Source organism: Pedobacter foliorum, assembly GCF_013266735.1.
Taxonomy (GTDB): Bacteria; Bacteroidota; Bacteroidia; order Sphingobacteriales; family Sphingobacteriaceae; genus Pedobacter; species Pedobacter foliorum.
This window is the reverse complement of the sequence record NZ_JABSNU010000016.1, coordinates 1-19258: the sequence shown is the minus strand read 5'-3', so window position 1 is coordinate 19258 and position 19258 is coordinate 1. Positions and strand designations below refer to the sequence as shown.

Genomic DNA, 19258 nt, shown 5'->3' with positions numbered 1-19258 from the left:
AAACAGTATGAATAATAATTATAAAACCTACCTGGGTTTAATAACCCTGGTCGCATCATTAGGAGGGCTACTTTTTGGCTTCGATATGGCGGTAATATCAGGAGTTTTACCTTTTGTTGAGAAGCAATTTACTTTGACACCATTACAGGAAGGTTGGTTTGTTTCTTCAGCACTAGTTGGTTGTATAGGAGGTGTGGCATTTTCAGGAGATTTAAGTGATAGACTTGGACGTAAGAAGCTGCTTTTTCTTTCTGCTGTTTTATTCCTTTTCTCAGCAGTGGGCTGTTCATTAGTAACGTCTCTCGATTGGCTAATTGCTTCCAGATTATTAGGTGGTATCGGCGTAGGTATTGCATCCATTGTGGTGCCGTTATATCTTTCAGAGATATCTCCGGCAGCTATTAGGGGTAGGTTGGTTACTTTTTATCAATTGGCTATTACTGTAGGGATTTTGTTGGCTTACATCACCAATTCTGTGCTGTTAAGCTATTCCGAGCACCATACTGCTACTGCTGGATTAATCGACCTTATTTATATTAAGGAAGTATGGCGAGGTATGTTTAGCATAGGAGGGGTGCTTGCTATATTGTTCTTGATTGGTTTATTCTTTGTGCCTGAAAGTCCACGATGGCTAATAAAGAAAGGGCGAAGTTTGGAAGGACTAGCTATTTTAAAAAGTATTAATAACGGCAAAGATGAAGCGGTAGAAGCAGCTTTAATTGGAGAAAAGCATGATGATAGCGGCTCTTATAAAGAATTGCTGTCGCCCAAATTGAGAAAGGCTATGTTGCTTGGTATTTTACTGCCTTTGTTTTCTCAATTAAGTGGTATAAATGCTATCATTTACTATGGCCCATCAATACTAAATGATGCGGGGATTGCCTTAAGTAATTCTTTTTTAGGACAGATCATTTTTGGAGTGGCTAATTTGGTGTTTACTTTTATTGCAATATGGAAAGTCGACGATTGGGGCAGGAGACCACTTTATCTTGTAGGTACCATCGGGGCCACCCTCAGTTTATTTGCTACAGGTTTTCTTTTTTATATGGGTTTAACAACAAGCATTTTCTTAATTATTAGTGTCACTCTTTTTCTCGCTTGTTTTGCATTTTCAATTGGTCCTTTAAAGTTTGTGGTTGCTTCAGAGATATTTCCAACGAACATTAGGGGTAAAGCATTAGGAGTAAGTATTATGGTAATGTGGGTTGCCGATACTATAATGGGGCAGGTTACTCCAATATTATTAAAGGAGGCAGGAACGCCAGCTACATTTTGGGTGTTTGCCTTTTTCTGTTTGATCGCATTTTTTATAGTGTATAAGTTGCTTCCTGAAACTAAAGGCAAATCATTGGAAGAAATAGAATCATTTTGGGATGAGAAGAAATCTTAATATTATAGTAACTGCTTTTTTAGCTGTCTTTGCATTTTCATCATGTAAGGTGAAGAAAGAGAGTGTATTGAAGTATGTAGATTCAGGGATTGGAACGGCGCACAGTCGCTGGTTCTTTTTTACCCCAGCTGCTCTGCCTCATGGTATGGCAAAATTAGCGCCATCAACTGATGGTCACTATGGAAATAAATCTGGTTGGGAGGCAGTGGGCTACGATACAAGGCATACTTCTATAGAAGGATTTGTTCATTTTCATGAATGGCAAATTGGTGGGGTTTCTTTTATGCCTGCAAACGGACCTTTAAAAGTGAAGTCAGGGGACCTGGAGGGAAAGGAGAATGGCTATCGTTCTCATTTTGATCATAAAAATGAAATAGCAGAGCCTGGTTATTACAAGGTTCTGCTAGATGATTATAACATTACAGCTGAGCTTACAGCGACCACACACGTTGGTTTTCATCGCTATACTTTTCCTAAAAATGATCAGTCGAGGATTATTCTTGATATTGGCAATAAACAAGGTGAAAGTGGCGAGGTAAGGGACGCGTCTGTTCGGATGATTGATGATACCCATTTTGAAGGTTTTGTAACTACTTATCCACTCTATATTAAGGGGTACGATCCAAAAGGTCAGATCACTATGTATTTTTGGGGCGAAACAAGTAAAAAGCCAATAAATGTAGGTTCATTTAATACGGAAGGTATTTCTCAGAATAGTGCTGCGGCCAAAGGTAAGGGTGCAGGTTTATTTCTTGAATATAAGACCGGAGATAAGGATGTTGTTGAGATGAAAGTGGGCTTGTCTTATACCTCAACAGAAAATGCAAAGAAGAATTTTACGGCAGAAGCTACAGGTATTTCCTTTGACCAAGCCAAGGTAAATGCTCAAAAAGTATGGGAGCGTGAGTTGGGTAAGATTTATGTTGAAGGAAAGGATAGGAATAACAAGGTGAAATTCTACACGGGGCTATTTCATGGCCTACTGGGTAGGGGGACGGCAAGCGATGTGAGTGGGACATTTCCTCAATATGGAGGTACAATAGGGCAGCTTCCGCTTGATGAAAAAGGAAGGCCTAAATATAATTTCTATAATACAGATGCTATTTGGGGAGCTTTTTGGAATCTCACACAGTTGTGGGCTCTGGCATATCCTGATAGGTATAAGGACTTTGTGCAAACTCATTTAGAGGTTTATAAACACAGGGGTTGGTTTGGCGATGGGATTGCAAATGGGCAATTTGCCTCAGGCGTAGGAACAAACTTTATTGGACTTACCATTGGTGCTGCTTATAATTTAGGAATCAGAGATTACGATGTAGATTTGGCCTATAAAGCTGTAAAAGCAAATGAATTGGAATGGGTTAACCGTAATCCTGGATCAGGAAAAATGGATACCAAGCAATTTATTGAACGCGGTTTTGTGCCATATGCTAAGGGGGAAACAGATTCTCTAGGCTCTAATTTTTCTGCATCACATACGCTGGAATATAGTTTTAGCGCTTTTGCTGCGGCACAAATGGCTAAAGCTTTAGGCAAGAAAGACGATTATCAAAACTTGATTGAAAGATCTAATGGTTGGAAACTAATATTTAATCCTAAAAATAAACTGATCCATCCTAAAAATGCTGACGGCTCTTTTATTGATAAGTTTGATCCTTATCAGCCATGGAGGGGGTTTCAGGAAGGAAATGCCTTTCAATACACTTTCTATGTCCCCCAAAATCCTGCGGGTTTAATAGCTGAAATTGGCAAGTCTGAATTTAACAATCGTTTAGATAGTATTTTTACCATTGCGCAAAAAAGTGGTTTTGGTGGAGGTAAAGAAATAGATGCATTTGCAGGGGTGAAATCAATGTATAATCATGGTAATCAACCTAATTTACAAGTTAGCTGGTTGTTTAACTTCTCCGGTAAACCTTGGCTTACTCAAAAATGGACAAGAGCGATCTGCGATGAGTTTTATGGCACAGAAACGATTCATGGCTATGGTTATGGACAAGATGAGGATCAAGGGCAATTAGGTTCATGGTATGTAATGTCAGCCTTGGGGTTATTTGATGTGAAAGGATTTACTGACCTCCGACCTATTATTGAATTGGGTAGTCCTCTTTTTGAAAGGACAACAATTGAATTGGGTAGCGAAAAACGTTTGATAATAGAAACAAAAAACAACTCTACAGAAAACGTATATATACAGTCGGCCGAGTTTAATGGTAAACCGCTAAACAATTGCTGGCTATACAGAGATGAGTTGATGAAGGGCGGAAAAATGGTGTTGGTAATGGGCGCAAAGCCTAATGAGCAGTGGGGTGCAGATGTGCCACCTCCCTCGGCTCAATAGTTTTAAATTTTTAGCCACCCGGTAATACTCATCCTTGGTTGGTGGGTGAGTAATACCTCGTGCATAATTTCATTACTTTTAAAAAAGACGCCCTTTCTGTTTTGTGGTGATATATTTTGCAAATGATCATCATGATGGATACAGAGTTCGCCACCATCGGCAAATACCCAATCTGAATTTAAATAGATAATCATTGAGTACTTCCTGCTGTCGTTATTTTTGAACTGATCGAGGTGTTTTTTATAGAAACTGCCTTTTTCGTATAAGGTGTAATGAAATTCATAGCCTGTGATTCCTGTATAACATGTTTCATTTAAATGCTTTACAAAGTTGTCCATGAGTATAAAGAAAGCATTTTCACAAGGTGTATCATGATCTCTGTCGAGCCAGTAGATACGGTCGCCCCGTACTTCCGAATTATGTCTAATTATTTTGTCGTTTCCGGTTCCTGCCGAAAGAAGCATTTTGTTGCTGTAAAGGGAAATAAGGTTTTTCTTTAGATCGGCAGCAAGGCTTTCACTTAAAAAGTGATCGGCTATGCCTACTTGTTGGTCTATAAAAGAATCGATGAGGCAATTAAAGGTGTTTTCCAAAAAGGATGGGGTTAATACGAAAGTAAAACCGTATGCCGGTGAAGGTAGTCTTTTTAACCCTTGCTTGTAGCTAAATGTACCTCTTAGGCAGGGATTTATATTTTGGTTTCTTCAGAAATAATCCCGTACTTAATATATACTAAATTAAATCTCCTCTCAATGAGTTCTCAACTACAAAAACTTCGCGATGTTTGGTTGCAACCGCATAATGTAGGTATGGAAAGCACCGAACTGCCTCAATTAACTTTTGATGATCTAACGAATTCAATTATTAGCCCGGGCCCATTTTATTATTATGTTATTGATTTCTATGACATGTCTTTATCACATATTAGTCCTGGGATAAGAGATATTCATGGTTTTGATCCTGAAACCGTGACTTTTAATGATGTTCTTAATGCAATTCATCCTGAAGATGTGGAGTTTACCGCTCTGGCAGAATCCACTATAGCAAATTTTTTTCATAAGAATATTAAAAGGGAAAAGCTGTTGAAATATAAAAAGGTGTACAATTTAAGGGGGCGACTTGGTAATGGAGATTATGCCTTAATTAATCACCAGGCATTAATGCTCACATTAGATAGCAATGGGGGGTACGGTAAATGTCTTAATATTCACACAAGGATAGATCACTTGAGTAATTATAATACTTATCAGTACTCACTTTTGGGGATAAATGGTGAGCCATCCTATATGAATATTAATCCGGGAAGCACCATGCAGAATACCATGAAGTTTTCTAAACGGGAGATAGACATTATCAGGTGTATAAGCAATGGACTTAATAACAATGAAATTGCAGAAAAACTTTTTATTAGTGATTTAACTGTTAAAAAGCATCGCTGCAATATATTGAGCAAGTCTGATTGTAGAAATTCAGCACAATTGGTTAAGGCTTGTGTTTTGCAAGGTTTAATATAGGGTATGTAGTTTTAAAAAGTAGTTTCATTCAGTATTGGGTTTTTGCTTGCATTAACCTGGTATGTAGTTATTTTATTTGTTTCGTCTATTTCAACGATTCTGTATCCTTTATATTTTGTGCCCCAATTACCGCCAAAATGGGCGTCAAAAAAATGGGGTAATTTGTTGGTGTAAAATACTGCGTCAAGGCTATGGTCGTGCCCATGAAAAACAGCTTTAACATTACTGTAACTGTGTAGGATACTTATTGTTTCAGCACAATCGACGAATGGACTTTCTGGTACCCAGGAATGTGGAGGGATATGTAAAACTACCAGCACAGTCTTTAAGTTTTTAAGTTTTTCGAGTTCTTGTTTTATAAAGTTTTTGTCAGGGCATAAATAAGCTCCTTTTGTATCTGAGGTATTAGCAAGAATAAAACCTATACCATTTTTTTCAAATGAGTAATTATCTTCGTAGCCAAAAACAGATTTCCAAAGGGCAGTATCTGCATGGTCGTGATTACCTGGGATAGCATAAAATGGTACTTTGAGTTTGTCAAAATAATTGGTTTTTACTTCAGAGAGTAGCTCAGGACGATCATGAACAAGGTCTCCATTAATGATCACAAAATCAAGTGGGTTTATATCATGGGCTTCATTAATCCATTGAACGATATTATCATGGTCTTTTTTATAATCCGTTCCCGGTTGACCATAATGACCGTCTGATGCAATTACAAAGCGAAGCTTCGCTTTTGCTCCCACAGGTAAGTTAGTATGCATTTTCGGTGTTAAAGCGGAAACACTTTTTGAAAGACCTGCTAGTAATATACTTGCGAGGCTACCTTTAAGGAAAATTCTTCTGTTCGACATAGTGAAACTTTAGAAATGTTATTTCTATTAAAAATAGCAATAATAAGGTTGTTGGAGTTAAGTAAATAAGATTTGAAGTTATGATTAGGTTAAATAATTAGTCTTCACAAAATCTTTACTTATAGTTGTTATAAAATTAAAGATACAAATATTAAACATTTGTTTAGTATTTGTATCTTTAAGGCGTGAGGTTTAATGTACTTCACACGAACCAAATCCCATGAAGCTAAAAATAACCATAATCTTCGCTCTCCTTATTTATCAGATAAATGCCAATGCTCAGGAACCTGCCTTTTATCTGAATTTTGATGATTTCAATTTTAAAGAGAACATTACTCAAAAAGACACGGCCTATTATGGGGTTGACCTGCAGCAATCGCAATATTCCAAAGGTTTGAGTGGAAAAGCGTTAGATCTTTCATCAAATGCAATTTTAAGAAGGCCGGTTAAACTGAGTAAAGGAGCTTTACCTCAGCTTGAGGGAAAGACATCATTTTCTGTGCAGATTTGGATAAAGACTTTGCCTAATGCTAAAATGGGAACCTCAATTATGGGGAATAAAATTGCTGATGACCTTTCAACTGTAGGATGGCAACTTTATACTCAGGAAAATGGTGCATGGGCATTAATCTTAAATGATGGAAAACAACGGTATGATTATAAACCAACTGCAGAAAGGCAGCGTATAAATGATGGTAAGTGGCATCAGATTGTTCTTAGTGTTCATCGTGAGAAACAAGAAGTCTGGCTATATTTAGATGGAAAGAATACAGCAATCTATAATACACCTGGTCTTGGTGGCTTTGGAACCCAACTTTCGACAGTTATAGGTGGTTCTGATGAAAAATGGGAGTATGGATCTAATGGCCAATGGAATGCTTTTAATGGTTTTATTGATGAAGTAAAAGTATGGAATGGTGTTATCTCAGCAAGTGAAGTAGAAAAGCAGTATTTACAGTTTTTTCCAAATACTATTGTAAAGGAGGAAGTATACGATCCTACTCATTTGAAAATATTCTCATGGAATATTTGGCATGGCGGACATAGATATGGACAAGCCGTTGGACTTGAACGCGTAATTGAAACCATTAAATCAAGCAATGCCGATATCATAGGATTAATAGAAACTTATGGCTCAGGAGAAACCATTGCTGATTCATTAGGATACTACTTTTATCTAATTAGCCCGAATCTTTCCATCATGAGTCGTTACCCGATAACCGAAACTATTAGGGAATTCCGTCCCAGTAATTTTGGTGGGGTAAAATTAAAGCTGGGTCCCAATAAGAAGTTGATCTATTTTAATACCTGGCTAAATTACTTGCCTGATGTTGATGCCAGCATTAGACAAAAGAATGAAAGTCCTCAGGAATTGATCCAGGATGAGGCTACTACCCGCCATGCCGAAATAAAGGAAATTCTAAAAAGGATTGATCCGTATCTTAAAAATACTGACAATTTACCTATAATTATGGGAGGGGATTTTAATATGGGATCTCACCTGGATTGGATAGAAGAAACTAAAGCTATTCATTATAACAGAGCTGTGGAATGGCCTGAAAGTAAGGAAATGTTAAAGGCAGGGTTTTCGGATAGTTACAGAGAATTGCATATTAATCCATTGTTGGATCCAGGATTAACCTGGGGGGGAAGAGCAGCGACCACAACAGGCCTTTATGGAGTAAGGGATAGAATCGACTTTATTTATTATAAAGGAAAGGATCTTAATCCTATTGAATCGAGGGTTGTTGATTATCATCCGGTAATGTTTCCTTCAGATCACGCAGCTGTAATGACGGTATTTCAATTAAAAAAATAAGAAATGGACAGAAAAGAATTTTTAAAAACAACAGGGTTAGCAGGTGGTACTTTGCTTTTTGCACGTTATCCTGAGTTAAGTCCGGTGGATAAAAAAATCAGGTTTGGAATGATCACTGACCTCCATCATGATATTATGCATGATGGTATAGAACGCTTGTCGACCTTTATTAAGGAAATGAATGCAGAGAAACCCAATTTTATTATACAAGGAGGAGATTTCTGTATACCTAAAAAAAGTAATGCTCCATTATTAGATGTTTGGAATCAATTTAATGGGCCTAAATATCATGTAATTGGCAATCATGATAATGATGGAGGATATACTCGTGATCAGGTGGTCGAGTTTTGGAATGCTAAAGCAAAATACTATTCATTTGATGCTAATGGATTTCATATTGTGGTTCTTGATGGGAATGAGCATAATGAAAGTGCCGACCGTCCAAAAGGATACGCACGTTATATTTCCCCGGTTCAATTAGAGTGGTTGAGAAAAGATCTTGATGAGACTTCTTTTTCAACAGTTATCTTTTGTCACCAAGGGTTAGATAATGATGCTGGTGGGCTTGAAAACGGCACCTTGCTACGATATACCCTGGAGAAAGCAAATGAAAAGGCTGGTAAGCAAAAGGTTATTCTGGTTATGAGCGGCCACCATCATCAGGATTATTACAATCACATCAATGGTATCCATTACGTGCAAATCAACAGTGCATCCTACCAGTGGCTTGGAGATAATTACAAAGAAATCCGTTATTCTGAGGAGGTTGATAAAGCGCATCCAAATCTCAAGTATACCGTGCCTTACAAAGATCCAATATGGGCAATGATTGAAATTGACCATAAAGGGAAAATCACGATTAAAGGTAAAAAGACTGTTTTTGTAGGTTCATCTCCGGAAAAACTAGGAGTAAAAATGGATGATTATATTTATCCTATTGTTCCCTATATTTCAGATAGGAAGCTTGGCTAACCTCAATAACTAAAATTTAACACACAAAATAACCAAATGAAAAGAAGAGATTTAATTAAATCACTTGGAGTTACAGTAGGGACTGTTGCATTGAGCAGTGTTGCAGAGGTATCAACTGCTGCTCAAGTAAAGAAAAAGAAAGTTTTAAAAGTTGCACATATCACTGATGTGCATATCAGGCCAGAACATAATGCGGTAGCCCGTTTTAAGAAATGTCTGGAAATGATTAAGAAAGACAAGGTAGATTTTATTCTTAACGGTGGAGATACTATTTACGCTGCGGATTACGACAACATTACTAAGGATAGGGTAGAGCAGCAATGGGCTTGTTGGAATGAAAGTGTCGAGGTGGTTAAAAATATTCCGATGTATCATGTGTTGGGAAATCATGATATGTGGTGGCAAGGTAAAGATGACGAGTTAGGAGGCAAAGCCGGAGTGTTAAAGATGCTGCGAATGGAGCATAACTATTACAGCTTTGATAAAAATGGTTGGCATTTTATTATGTTGGATAGTAATCATCCTACAAACCCGGGGATGCTTGATGATGAACAATGGAACTGGTTTGTAAAAGACGTAGAAAAGAATGCTAAGGATAGATCTACATTGATTATGTCGCATTATCCTTTACTGAGCTGTACAGGTATTGTAGATAATAAACCAGACATTAGAGGTCCATTTAAGGTTAGTGGAAGCTACAACCATCTGGATATTTTGAAGTTTATCGAGGTTTTTAACAAGAATAAGAACATTAAACTTTGTCTAAGTGGGCATATTCACTTGCTTGATAAAGTTTGGTATAATGATGTGACTTATCTGTGCAATGGTGCTACAAGTGGTTTCTGGTGGGAGCCCGGTGATGACGGTAAAAGTGCTTATAGGGAAACTGTACCTGGGTACTCTCTTTTAAATCTCTATGATGATGGGAGTTTTGAAAGTGAATATATTAAGTATGAGGCGGTTTAATATACCGCTTCAACTATTTCAGGATGCTGAGTTGATACTTTGAGTTTTATGCTATCCCCTTGAACAAGCTTTTGCTTCTTGTTGTCTATTTCTTTCATGAAGTATCTATTGTTGAGTTTGTAGCGAACTAAGGCGTAGCGACTGTAATAAGCGTAAAGTATAGGGAATTCACGCGTGTTTACAATTTCTACTTTTCCAGTAATCGTTAGGCCGTAATTTGTCAGTTGATGGTCAAGGTAGACTTTCTCAAGTTTACCTATTGCTACGGCAGATAGACCTAAGGTAATTAATATTACAAGAGGGAATAGGTGTTTGACCCAATTCATTTCGCTGGTGTCTATCCATAATCTTTTTAAAGCATTCAGTGTATGCCAGCTAATAATAAGGAGCATGCCGGCACTTGCTAAATTAACCCTATGGTATTGTTGAAAAATTCCAGCATAAATGCAAAGGATAATTACAATGCAATTTATGTAGGTCCAAATTGTTCTTTTTTTTGATGGAGGGGTGAGCTTTTTATATTCTTTCATTGATTCAGATTTAGGCTTTATCAACTAACCTGCTTTAGATTGTAAATAGTCATTTAGAAATAAACCTTGGATTTCATCCCATTGCTTCCAAAAAGAGCTGATGAAGTAAAAATGTTGATTAGGATCTTCTTTAGATATTAAAATATAAGTGTCTTTTGTTTTGAATGTATTAATTGATTTCTGCATTAAATTTTGAATACCCTTTTCATATTGATAGTTCTTTAAATATAGCCTGTAGTTCGGCGTTTCTTTTCCGAATGATTTATATCCGGTAAGGGTAATTATATCGTCCTCTATATCAATTTCCTTTATTAAGTGCTGATGAAGTTTTATCGCCTTGCGGAATACTCTAATGCTGAATGAAAGCGGAAAGAGGAAGAAGAGTACACAAAGAAAAATGGCGCCCCAATCAATAGTGTGGAATTTTTCAAGCATGAAAAGAACGCATAGTGCTAGAGATGCAATACACATGCCAATGAAAAGGATAAGGCTTTTCTTGATTTGATTCTTAATAAAGAGATCATCTTCTGTGGAGATTGAATAAGTATGAGTCACGTTAATAGTATTTGGTTAGCTTATGAAAGACAATATTTTTATAAGTTTAAGTTACTAATTTATTTTCATTAGACCATTCTTTCAGTTATTTAGTGAATTGTTTTAGTTATCTTGCTGTAAATTAGATGGTAGTTATATGTATTTTATTCTAGAATTACTTTTTGGTATTTTTCAGGGAGTGGCTTATTGGGAGGGAGTTGAAGGTAGAAAGGAAAATAAACAATCAACCTCAAATAAGTATGCTGCAATTGCGTTAGTTGCTGTGCTGTTATTGGTTGTTGTTCTAATTTGGAGGTATAATCCAGGACCACATACTACAATAATTGAAATGGTCTAATCAGGTTTTTTCTAACCTGCATATATGTTTTTTAAAATTCAAACACTCGCTGTGAGCTTCTTGTGCTTTTTGTATATTTAGCCAAAGTATTCCGTTATGAACAAAATCCTTTGGGTCATTTTTCTTTTAATCCCATTTTCATCAAGCCTAATTGCTCAACAAACCGATAAAGGTAAAGTCTCTGAAACCTTTTTGAATCCACTTCGTAAAGGAGCTGATCCATATGTTACAAAGCAAAATGGTAAGTATTATACCATTTTTAATGAAAAAGGAGGGTTTGCAGTTACGGAATCCAGATATCTAACCAAATTCGAAAAGAAAGAAGTAGTATGGACACCTCCTCAGGGCAAGTGGAATAGTTTTAACCTTTGGGCACCCGAAATCCATTACATTGATGGTAAATGGTATATTTATTATGCCGGCTCAGTCCACAACGGTGTACCTTTTTATGCTCAACGGACAGGGGTTCTGGAAAGCGATAACCCTTTTGGGCCTTATACTGATAAAGGAATGATTTACACCGGTGATGATCCTAATCAAAAGAAGGACAATTGCTGGGCTATCGATATGACTGTTTTGGAGTTGAATGGTAAAAAATATGCGGTTTGGTCTGGTTGGGAAACACTTCATGATCATCATGATGTAGACCAGAATCTTTATATTGCAGAAATGAAAAACCCCTGGACATTAGGGAGACGTGTGTTGTTATCGAGACCCGAACGTGAGTGGGAAAAGGGTGAGCATATCGTATTGCAAGAGGGACCTCAAATATTGAAACATAATGATGATGTATTTATCATCTACTCTACCCGCGGTTCCTGGACCGAGCACTATAAATTAGGACAGCTTCGTTTAACAAGTGGTAAAGATCCACTGAGCCCTCTTTCATGGGTTAAATCTGCTAAGCCTGTATTTCAAGGGACTGCTACTGTTCATGGGTTAGGACATGCAAGTATGACTACTTCACCTGATGATACTGAATATTGGATTTATTATCATTCTAAAGCTGCTTTGGATGGCGGTTGGGATAATAGAGAGGTGTACCTACAACAATTTACCTTTGGAAAGGATGGTAATCCCATTTTTGGTATACCAAAAGGCAGAGGCGAGATGAAGCGGCCTTCGGGAGAAAAAAAGATTGAACTAACTGAATCTAAAAACTTATAATTCAACTACCTCCAGCCACCGCCTAAGCTCCTATATAACGCTACTGTAGCTTGCAATTGTTGTAGCTTATCACTTATGTTGTTAAGTTGAGCGGCTAACAAACTTTGCTCAGAGGTTAAAACATCTGTGTAATTGGTAGCTGTAGTGTATTTTACCACTAGAGAAGTTCAAAATCTCTAGTAGTTTATTTTTTCAAAAGTTCAAATAGCTCGATATTGATATATATGGTTTCCTTCCAGACTTTTTTAGACTGTAATATTCCGATCTTTTCTAATCCGTTAAGGTATTTGGAAGCTGTTATCCTTGAAACCTTAAGTCTATCAATAACAAATTCTATTTTACAGTATGGTTGCTCAAATAACAACTCTAATAATTCCTTATTATATAGCTTCGATGCCTCTTCTTTTATTTTATTCTGTAATTTCAAAAAGAGCTGATTGATTGATTTAATCTGGTCAGTGGTTTGTTTAGAAGTTTCCTCTACAGCTTTTAGGATAAATAATATCCAATCCTCCCAATTGTCCTTTGTCTTAATTTCTCCAAGTAATCTATAATAATCAGGTTTATGTCTTATTATATAGTCGCTTAAATAAAGTACAGGACTATCTAAAAGCCCATGCAAGCACAAATAAAGAACATTAATAATTCTTCCGGTCCTGCCGTTACCATCATAAAATGGGTGTATGCTTTCAAACTGGTAATGTTGAACTGCCAGTTTAATCAATGGAGAAAGTACATCAGTTTCGTTTATATACTCCTCTAAGTTTTTCATTAATGCAAGGATTGTGTCGTAATCATCCGGTGGAGTGTAAATGACTTCACCAGTAACAGCATTTTTTAATGAGGTTCCAGGTAATCTTCTAAGTCCTGCTTTATTCTCTTCTAGTATTTCCTGTATAGCCAATACTCCGTTTGTATTCAAAAATCCCTTTTGCATGATCATTTTAAATCCGGCAAGCATAGCTTCTCTATAGCGTAGAACTTCCTTGGTAGCATGATCTATTTGTGTGCTACTTGCAGATAACGCTTGATAGAGCCTATCATGAGTTGTAATTACATTCTCAATTTCAGAACTCATACGAGCTTCTTTAAGTATTACAGCATTCAGAAGTATAGAAGGATTAGGGAGTGTATAAGCCAGCCCTTTTAATTCGGAAAGGGCTATTGAAGATTGGATGACTTGCCTCAAAACAGGAATTGTCTCTACTTTAATTTGATCAGGAGGCAGTGTAGGCAATCCATTAAAAGGTACTTCACTTTTCAATTTAGCCAATATCTTCATACAAAGTTTTTATAGATGAGACTCTTGTCATGTAAAGATAGTTTAATTTTTTATACATGACAAGTGTTCAATAAAGTATACCTTTTCCATTCAAACTTACCCCCTCAAACCCTTATCATCTTTTCGGGGAAACACCGATAAACAGGTTTTTAAAATAACTGCATTAAATCACGAATATTGAGATGAAAAAATAACAATAGAAAGAGTAGTTGGGACGTATTCTGACGACTTGCTTTTCTTTTGTCTAGAAGGTTTTCTCCCATTCCATAAAGAAACTTTGAGATCGCAAAAAGGGCTTGATCCCAGGGAAATCGTTCTAAACAAAAAAAGCAGCTCTTTTCAGGGTTGTTTTCAAAACTTGAGGTTAGTGATGGCGCGTAATTCGAACCATTTTGTGAATGAATTGATGGAGATTGGCAGTTTTTTGAAAAATCCTTATATAAAATCTAAAATGACGAAAAAATATTTCACTATTCTAGTAAGAACATTTTAGTTATTTTAACCGATATAAAAAACTATGACAGATAAACCACCTTTTGAAGCACCTCACAATTGTATTTGCGCTTATGCAGATGTATCTATCCTTGAGTTTTATAGGGGGTGTTTTGATTCTGTTTACATTATGCTACATCCTTTTTACAAATTAGATAAGGATAATAAAATTATTCAGGTGACGACATGGAAAGACTTTCAATCCCTTGCCGGATTTGAAAATATTAATCAATTGGATGTAGCGTTAAGGACTAATGTAGGTGGGCTACGTATCGAATATGAAAACAAAAAAGATGCTGATATCTTAAGACAGGCCTCTGAACTACACAATCTGTGGATTCCTTCGGAAGGTAATTTCCAAGATACACTTGATAAAGAGATGCTCAGAAGTTTACAGGGTCAAGGACACCAATACATGTACATAGGGGATGAATGGGGCTTTGAACGTAAACTTAGTTATATTCAAGATGTGGTAGACGGCAAAGACGACACACTCTTAACATGGGGTCCACAAAAGAATTGGTATACTACTCACAACGAAATTCTATATGCTACACATTGGGATAGCCACTTTACCTTGTTGTGCTCGAACAAAAATACAGTTGAAAATATCTTATTCAACCATCGCTTTGAAGGGTTTTACTGTGATGAAAAAATTGATATATATTGGAGTACCAAATAGTAAACCCCTCTTGCGCAAGTGTCTCTCTGGTTATATCATTAAAACTCTAATAAAAATGAATTCCGCTTGATCGCCTTTTTGTGTCCGCGGCATGTCCGTGATTTCTATTGAAACAAAAAAAAAGCAGCTCTTTTCAGAACTGCTTTCAAAACTTGGGGTCATTTATGATACAAATTTCAACCCGTTTTATTGCTGATTTGAAGCGTTTGGCCGATTTAAAAAGAAAAATGGATGAAATGGATGAGCTTGGAAGGCTACTAAAAAGTTAAACTATTTTAGTCCACGAAAATGATTTTATATCGTCTGAAATTCATCACTACTAGGGATGTTGTAACATCCCTAGTAGTGATGAAATATTTTAATTAAGTCAGATATTGCTCTAAATCATCTTTCCAGATCACAAATCCATTTCGTTTATCCGAATAATCGTGTAAAACGCGGCTGAAATTTATCGGTATTGATTGTAAAAATGCAAACCTCCCGTCATTTCGAATCTTATTAAGATCTTTATCAACATTATGAAGCGTATTTTTGAGCTCCGAAACTTCTTTTGAGGTATGCCATATATAAGTAGCCTCATCCGTATCCAGTGTCTCCATTACAATATGATATTGCTCCTTTCCTGCTATAAGGAAAACAAAAGCAAACGGACTTAACACAAATCTTATTTTCAATACATTTCCAAGATGTAAGTCTGATAAATATCTTAGCTGTATTTTGTGCCGATAATTTCCTCTAATCAATACATCCTTTAATAATTCTTCTCCCGACTCATATAATGTCTGGTTAGCATCACCGGCGCTAAGCTGGAACATTTCAACATTCTTACCTAAAAGATTTCCTTTTTTAAATAGATTCTTTTCAGCAAAACGAAAACGCACGCTGTCTACAACTTCACGATTCAATTTTTTCATGTCCTCGCATATTGCTGATTTTCCAACTATAATACCTTTCTCTATAACTATACAGATCGCTACCGTAATCGTTTTGGAATTCAAAAATTTCTTAAAGTACGACTTCAATACATCGAATTCCGGGCGCATATGGAGATTCTCAATACCAAATGAAACCTCTTGTTCTATCTCCTTTATAAATTCACAAAAGACAACCCCGCCATATAAAAAGTCAAGTGATTCAATTGCAACTTTAATATTCCGTTCAATGATTTGATCTTTAAAGGAACTTGTTAAATCACCTACTGGTTCTACCTTTTCATCAACTTCGATAACATCGTCAAATAATGTTCTATGCCGTATCAGTTTTTTGTAGTAAACGTTTCTTTTAAGAAACATCGCATTTAAATAATCAATCTTAATATCCCTGTAGTCATAAATCACCGGAGTTAGTTCAGAACGCTGTACACGACCAATATATTGAATCAGTTTACCTTCGAAAGAAAATGGGTAGACTAAAAATAAACATTGGGCATTATGAAGGTCGGATCCTTCTCCAAAAAATTGTCCAGTTGTAATAAGTGCCTGGTAATTACCCGTCTTCAAGATCTTCCATTTAGCATTACGACTGGATTCCGAATCGTCGCCACTTAATGTAACTGTTTCAAAAGATTGTTTTAAATATTGCTGTAAAGTTTCAATATGCTCTTTTCTCTCGGTGAGTATAACAACTCGTTTTCCTGTGCTCAATTGAAAAGTTACATCCTTTAAAATCAGCTTATTTCTTTCAGAATCATGAATAAGTATATTTGATATTGTTTCAAAGCGATCTGTTTTGGCGTTGTACGCTACATTCAAAGCTGTATTCCTTATGATAATCTCAGGCTGTTCGGATGCTCCCTTTTCGCTGGATTTCATCTCTGAAATTACTTCTCCGAGATGCACAGAAATCAGCCTATCATCACTATTCTTTCGAAAAGGTGTAGCAGTAAGACCATATAAATAGTAAGAATGGAAAAGTGATACCGCATTTTTAAATGTTTCCGCAGCAATGTGGTGACACTCATCAACAATAATAATTCCAAAGGCACGAACCAGTTGGTCTGATCCTGGCTTTTGTAATTCTTTGCCCAAGCTTTGTATCATTGCAATGGTAACCCGTTTCCCTATTTTTGTTTTACCTTGTCCTATCCTGCCAATATCCTGCTTTGGAATTCCCAGGAATGCTTCAATTCTTTCTGCCCATTGGTCTGCCAATTGATTACGATGTACGACAATTAGTGCAGGCTGCTGTTTATCCGCAATGATTTTAAGGCCAACTACGGTCTTTCCAGAACCAGGTGGTGCAACGATTATGCCTATGTCCTTTTTAGATGCAACTTCTACCGCAGGCAACTGATATTCCCTTAAAGAAGCATGAAATGAAAAAACCGAAGGAGTAAGTAATTTCCGATTATCATCCAGCTGATATTGAATATTATTTTTAATGCAATAAACCAATAACTTTCTAATAAAACCTTTTGGAATGATAGCGTATTCATTTACTTCCTCAATAAACTTAAAATATCTCTTTGTTCCAAACGTACTCCTACCGCTATTCTTTTTAATGATAAAGTCTGCATTGAAAAAATTAAGTTCATCCTTCAGAAAAGATGCCAAGGCAGTACTTATTCCATTTCGATTGATTTCAATAGTATTTGACAACTTAATTACAAGCTTGCCTGGTTCAATAACGTTTAAACTTTTAGAACTGGTCAACGAAAGAAATATTTGGTCTAAGTCATTAATAGAAATTCGGCGAATGCTGAATAAAAAATCCCATTGATTTCTATAAGGGAGAGCTGTTTCTGACTCAATGAAGCAACTGTTCCCAAGTTCCAATGTAGGTTTATACAAAGGTAAGGCAATCAGATTTCCAAATCCTTTACCTGAATGTTTATCTTGATTGGGGAATAATCTGTCAAAACTAGAGTTTTTGTCAAAAGTAGAGACTATCCCTGCTCTCTCTAATAAAGTAAGTACAATTATTCTGCTCTTAAAAGCCGGATATGGTTGATTAAAAAATATCCAAACATGCCCACCTTTACCACTGCGCGAACGTTCCAGGTAAGCAGGGATATTGTAGCTTGCACATATAGTAATGAAACTTCTACAATCTTCCAACCAACTATTTTTATCAAAATCTGCCGCTATCAACCAAGACGTATTGTCTTGTAAAAGTGGATACAATCCTGTTAGCTGTCTACCTTCAAGATGCCTTTGAATCTGATCGTCAGTCAAAGGAAGATAATTTGCGGTCTCTGAACTATTGAGGTTTGTACTTTTTTTATAAACCTTGCTGATATAAGGATCATATAATTTAGCAGGCATGTAACCACTTTTAGTTCCTTTTGACCAATGAATAGCATAAACATCTTCGCGCCCTTTAAATAAAGACCTGTATAATAGTAGATTGTCCACTGTTGAAATTCTGAGATAGCAAATTAAACAAAAATAGAATAATTACCCTTTGTAATATATCAAAATCCATTCTATCATCAGCACCCATTTTGTTTTAAATTTTAATAATACGTATCTTTATATCATGACTACAATGACCATACAAGTTCCTGATGCCCTTGAGAGAGAGCATGATGAAACAACACGCCTTATTGCAGCCAAGCTATATGAAGCAGGTAAGCTTACTTTAAGACAAGCCGCTGAAATGTGCCAAATGAAAAAATGGGATTTTGCTGAAATCCTAATCAAATACGACGTGCACTACCTGGATGAAAGTGCAGCTGAAGATCTTGAAACATTTAGGCATGCTCATACAGGATAAAATTGTCATTACCGATGCCAGCTGTTTCATTACGCTGGACAAAATAGATGGTATGCATTTGCTCCAATCCTTGTACAAACAAGTAATAACAACTCCTGAGATAGCTGCTGAATTTGGTAAAAGACTACCTAATTGGGTTGATGTAAAAGCCGTGCAGAATCGTGATTTATTATATAATTATGCTGAAACTGTGGACATAGGTGAGGCCAGTGCGATGGCGCTTGCATCAGAAATCCATGCTGACCTACTCATTATAGATGATGCAGGAGCTAGGAGATTTGCTAAAAAGCTTGAACTTAACATCACCGGAACCGTTGGTGTTATACTTAACGCAAAGCTTAACGGTATCATTCCAGCAGTTAAACCATACATTGTCAAAATACAACAAACTAATTTCCGGATTTCTGATTGGTTAACTACACAGATTATTAAAGGCGCTGGAGAATGATCGCGATCTAAACCAAGGATCTTCTATTAAACTGTCCCTGATTTCATTTCCCCAAGAATTCCGCTTGATCCATTATGGATCAAGCGGAATTCTTGGGGGGAAGAAAATAATTTCTTTCTTTTGCGATTGTAAATCAAACGACAATTTTCATTTTGAGCGCAGCTGCAGAAACCCTTATCAGTTTATTATTACCAG

At 36.5% G+C, this 19258-nt stretch carries 17 protein-coding genes; 11 read left to right on the top strand and 6 right to left on the bottom strand.

Annotated features, from left to right (window positions below; all coding sequences use genetic code 11):
- Nucleotides 1-7 precede the first annotated feature (7 nt).
- Both HQN83_RS22030 and HQN83_RS22025 read left to right on the top strand, forming a co-directional pair.
- Nucleotides 8-1390 carry a sugar porter family MFS transporter gene (locus tag HQN83_RS22030; protein WP_173093421.1) on the top strand — a complete coding sequence of 461 codons (1383 nt, stop codon included), beginning with the start codon at nt 8-10 and terminating at the stop codon, nt 1388-1390.
- Nucleotides 1374-3731 (top strand): GH92 family glycosyl hydrolase, encoded by a 2358-nt coding sequence (locus tag HQN83_RS22025; protein WP_173093410.1) that lies wholly within the window; start codon nt 1374-1376, stop codon nt 3729-3731. The genes HQN83_RS22030 and HQN83_RS22025 overlap by 17 nt, the downstream gene beginning before the upstream one ends.
- A gap of 2 nt (nt 3732-3733) precedes the next feature.
- On the opposite strand, the gene HQN83_RS22020 is transcribed toward HQN83_RS22025, so the two are convergent.
- The gene (locus tag HQN83_RS22020; protein WP_173093408.1) at nt 3734-4324 is read right to left on the bottom strand and encodes a 2OG-Fe(II) oxygenase; all 591 of its coding nucleotides are present in this window, start codon (nt 4322-4324) and stop codon (nt 3734-3736) included.
- A 159-nt stretch (nt 4325-4483) separates the two neighbouring features.
- On the opposite strand from HQN83_RS22020, the gene HQN83_RS22015 reads away from it, so the two are divergent.
- Nucleotides 4484-5245 (top strand): LuxR C-terminal-related transcriptional regulator, encoded by a 762-nt coding sequence (locus HQN83_RS22015; protein ID WP_173093406.1) that lies wholly within the window; start codon nt 4484-4486, stop codon nt 5243-5245.
- Between the two features lie 11 nt (nt 5246-5256).
- On the opposite strand, the gene HQN83_RS22010 is transcribed toward HQN83_RS22015, so the two are convergent.
- Nucleotides 5257-6099: a metallophosphoesterase family protein gene (locus tag HQN83_RS22010; RefSeq protein ID WP_173093404.1), complete on the bottom strand. Its 843-nt coding sequence runs from the start codon at nt 6097-6099 to the stop codon at nt 5257-5259.
- A gap of 220 nt (nt 6100-6319) precedes the next feature.
- Here HQN83_RS22010 and HQN83_RS22005 point away from each other — a divergent pair, with 220 nt between their 5' ends.
- Genes HQN83_RS22005 through HQN83_RS21995 form a run of 3 tightly spaced genes read left to right on the top strand, consistent with a single transcriptional unit; the run spans nt 6320 to nt 9856 of the window.
- Nucleotides 6320-7918, top strand: a complete 1599-nt coding sequence (locus HQN83_RS22005) for an endonuclease/exonuclease/phosphatase family protein (protein WP_173093402.1) — start codon at nt 6320-6322, stop codon at nt 7916-7918.
- 3 nt (nt 7919-7921) lie between these two features.
- A complete protein-coding gene (locus tag HQN83_RS22000) occupies nt 7922-8890 on the top strand; it encodes a metallophosphoesterase family protein (RefSeq protein ID WP_173093400.1) in 969 nt (322 codons plus the stop codon).
- Between the two features lie 36 nt (nt 8891-8926).
- Nucleotides 8927-9856 carry a metallophosphoesterase family protein gene (locus HQN83_RS21995; protein ID WP_173093398.1) on the top strand — a complete coding sequence of 310 codons (930 nt, stop codon included), beginning with the start codon at nt 8927-8929 and terminating at the stop codon, nt 9854-9856.
- Here HQN83_RS21995 and HQN83_RS21990 read toward each other — a convergent pair.
- Nucleotides 9853-10386 carry a hypothetical protein gene (locus HQN83_RS21990; RefSeq protein ID WP_173093396.1) on the bottom strand — a complete coding sequence of 178 codons (534 nt, stop codon included), beginning with the start codon at nt 10384-10386 and terminating at the stop codon, nt 9853-9855. The genes HQN83_RS21995 and HQN83_RS21990 overlap by 4 nt on opposite strands.
- Nucleotides 10387-10410: 24 nt before the next feature.
- The gene (locus tag HQN83_RS21985) at nt 10411-10821 is read right to left on the bottom strand and encodes a hypothetical protein (protein WP_173093394.1); all 411 of its coding nucleotides are present in this window, start codon (nt 10819-10821) and stop codon (nt 10411-10413) included.
- A gap of 256 nt (nt 10822-11077) precedes the next feature.
- Between HQN83_RS21985 and HQN83_RS21980 the strand changes: the two genes are divergently transcribed.
- Both HQN83_RS21980 and HQN83_RS21975 read left to right on the top strand, forming a co-directional pair.
- Entirely contained in the window at nt 11078-11278 is a 201-nt protein-coding gene (locus tag HQN83_RS21980; RefSeq protein WP_173093392.1) for a hypothetical protein, read from the top strand.
- Nucleotides 11279-11374: 96 nt separating this feature from the next.
- On the top strand, nt 11375-12445 hold the full coding sequence (locus HQN83_RS21975; RefSeq protein WP_173093390.1) for a glycoside hydrolase family 43 protein: 1071 nt from the start codon (nt 11375-11377) through the stop codon (nt 12443-12445).
- Nucleotides 12446-12629: 184 nt separating this feature from the next.
- On the opposite strand, the gene HQN83_RS21970 is transcribed toward HQN83_RS21975, so the two are convergent.
- Nucleotides 12630-13727: a Fic family protein gene (locus HQN83_RS21970; RefSeq protein ID WP_173093388.1), complete on the bottom strand. Its 1098-nt coding sequence runs from the start codon at nt 13725-13727 to the stop codon at nt 12630-12632.
- Between the two features lie 517 nt (nt 13728-14244).
- On the opposite strand from HQN83_RS21970, the gene HQN83_RS21965 reads away from it, so the two are divergent.
- Nucleotides 14245-14901, top strand: a complete 657-nt coding sequence (locus HQN83_RS21965; RefSeq protein ID WP_173093386.1) for a DUF2711 family protein — start codon at nt 14245-14247, stop codon at nt 14899-14901.
- Between the two features lie 362 nt (nt 14902-15263).
- Here the strand turns inward: HQN83_RS21965 and HQN83_RS21960 are convergent, their stop codons facing one another.
- Complete coding sequence (locus HQN83_RS21960) at nt 15264-18254, bottom strand: TOTE conflict system archaeo-eukaryotic primase domain-containing protein (protein ID WP_394353513.1); 2991 nt, start codon at nt 18252-18254, stop codon at nt 15264-15266.
- A gap of 133 nt (nt 18255-18387) precedes the next feature.
- Between HQN83_RS21960 and HQN83_RS21955 the strand changes: the two genes are divergently transcribed.
- Complete coding sequence (locus tag HQN83_RS21955) at nt 18388-18615, top strand: UPF0175 family protein (RefSeq protein WP_245870024.1); 228 nt, start codon at nt 18388-18390, stop codon at nt 18613-18615.
- Nucleotides 18599-19063 carry a DUF3368 domain-containing protein gene (locus HQN83_RS21950; RefSeq protein WP_173093382.1) on the top strand — a complete coding sequence of 155 codons (465 nt, stop codon included), beginning with the start codon at nt 18599-18601 and terminating at the stop codon, nt 19061-19063. Before HQN83_RS21955 ends, HQN83_RS21950 begins: the two co-directional genes overlap by 17 nt.
- The last annotated feature ends 195 nt before the right edge of the window (nt 19064-19258 follow it).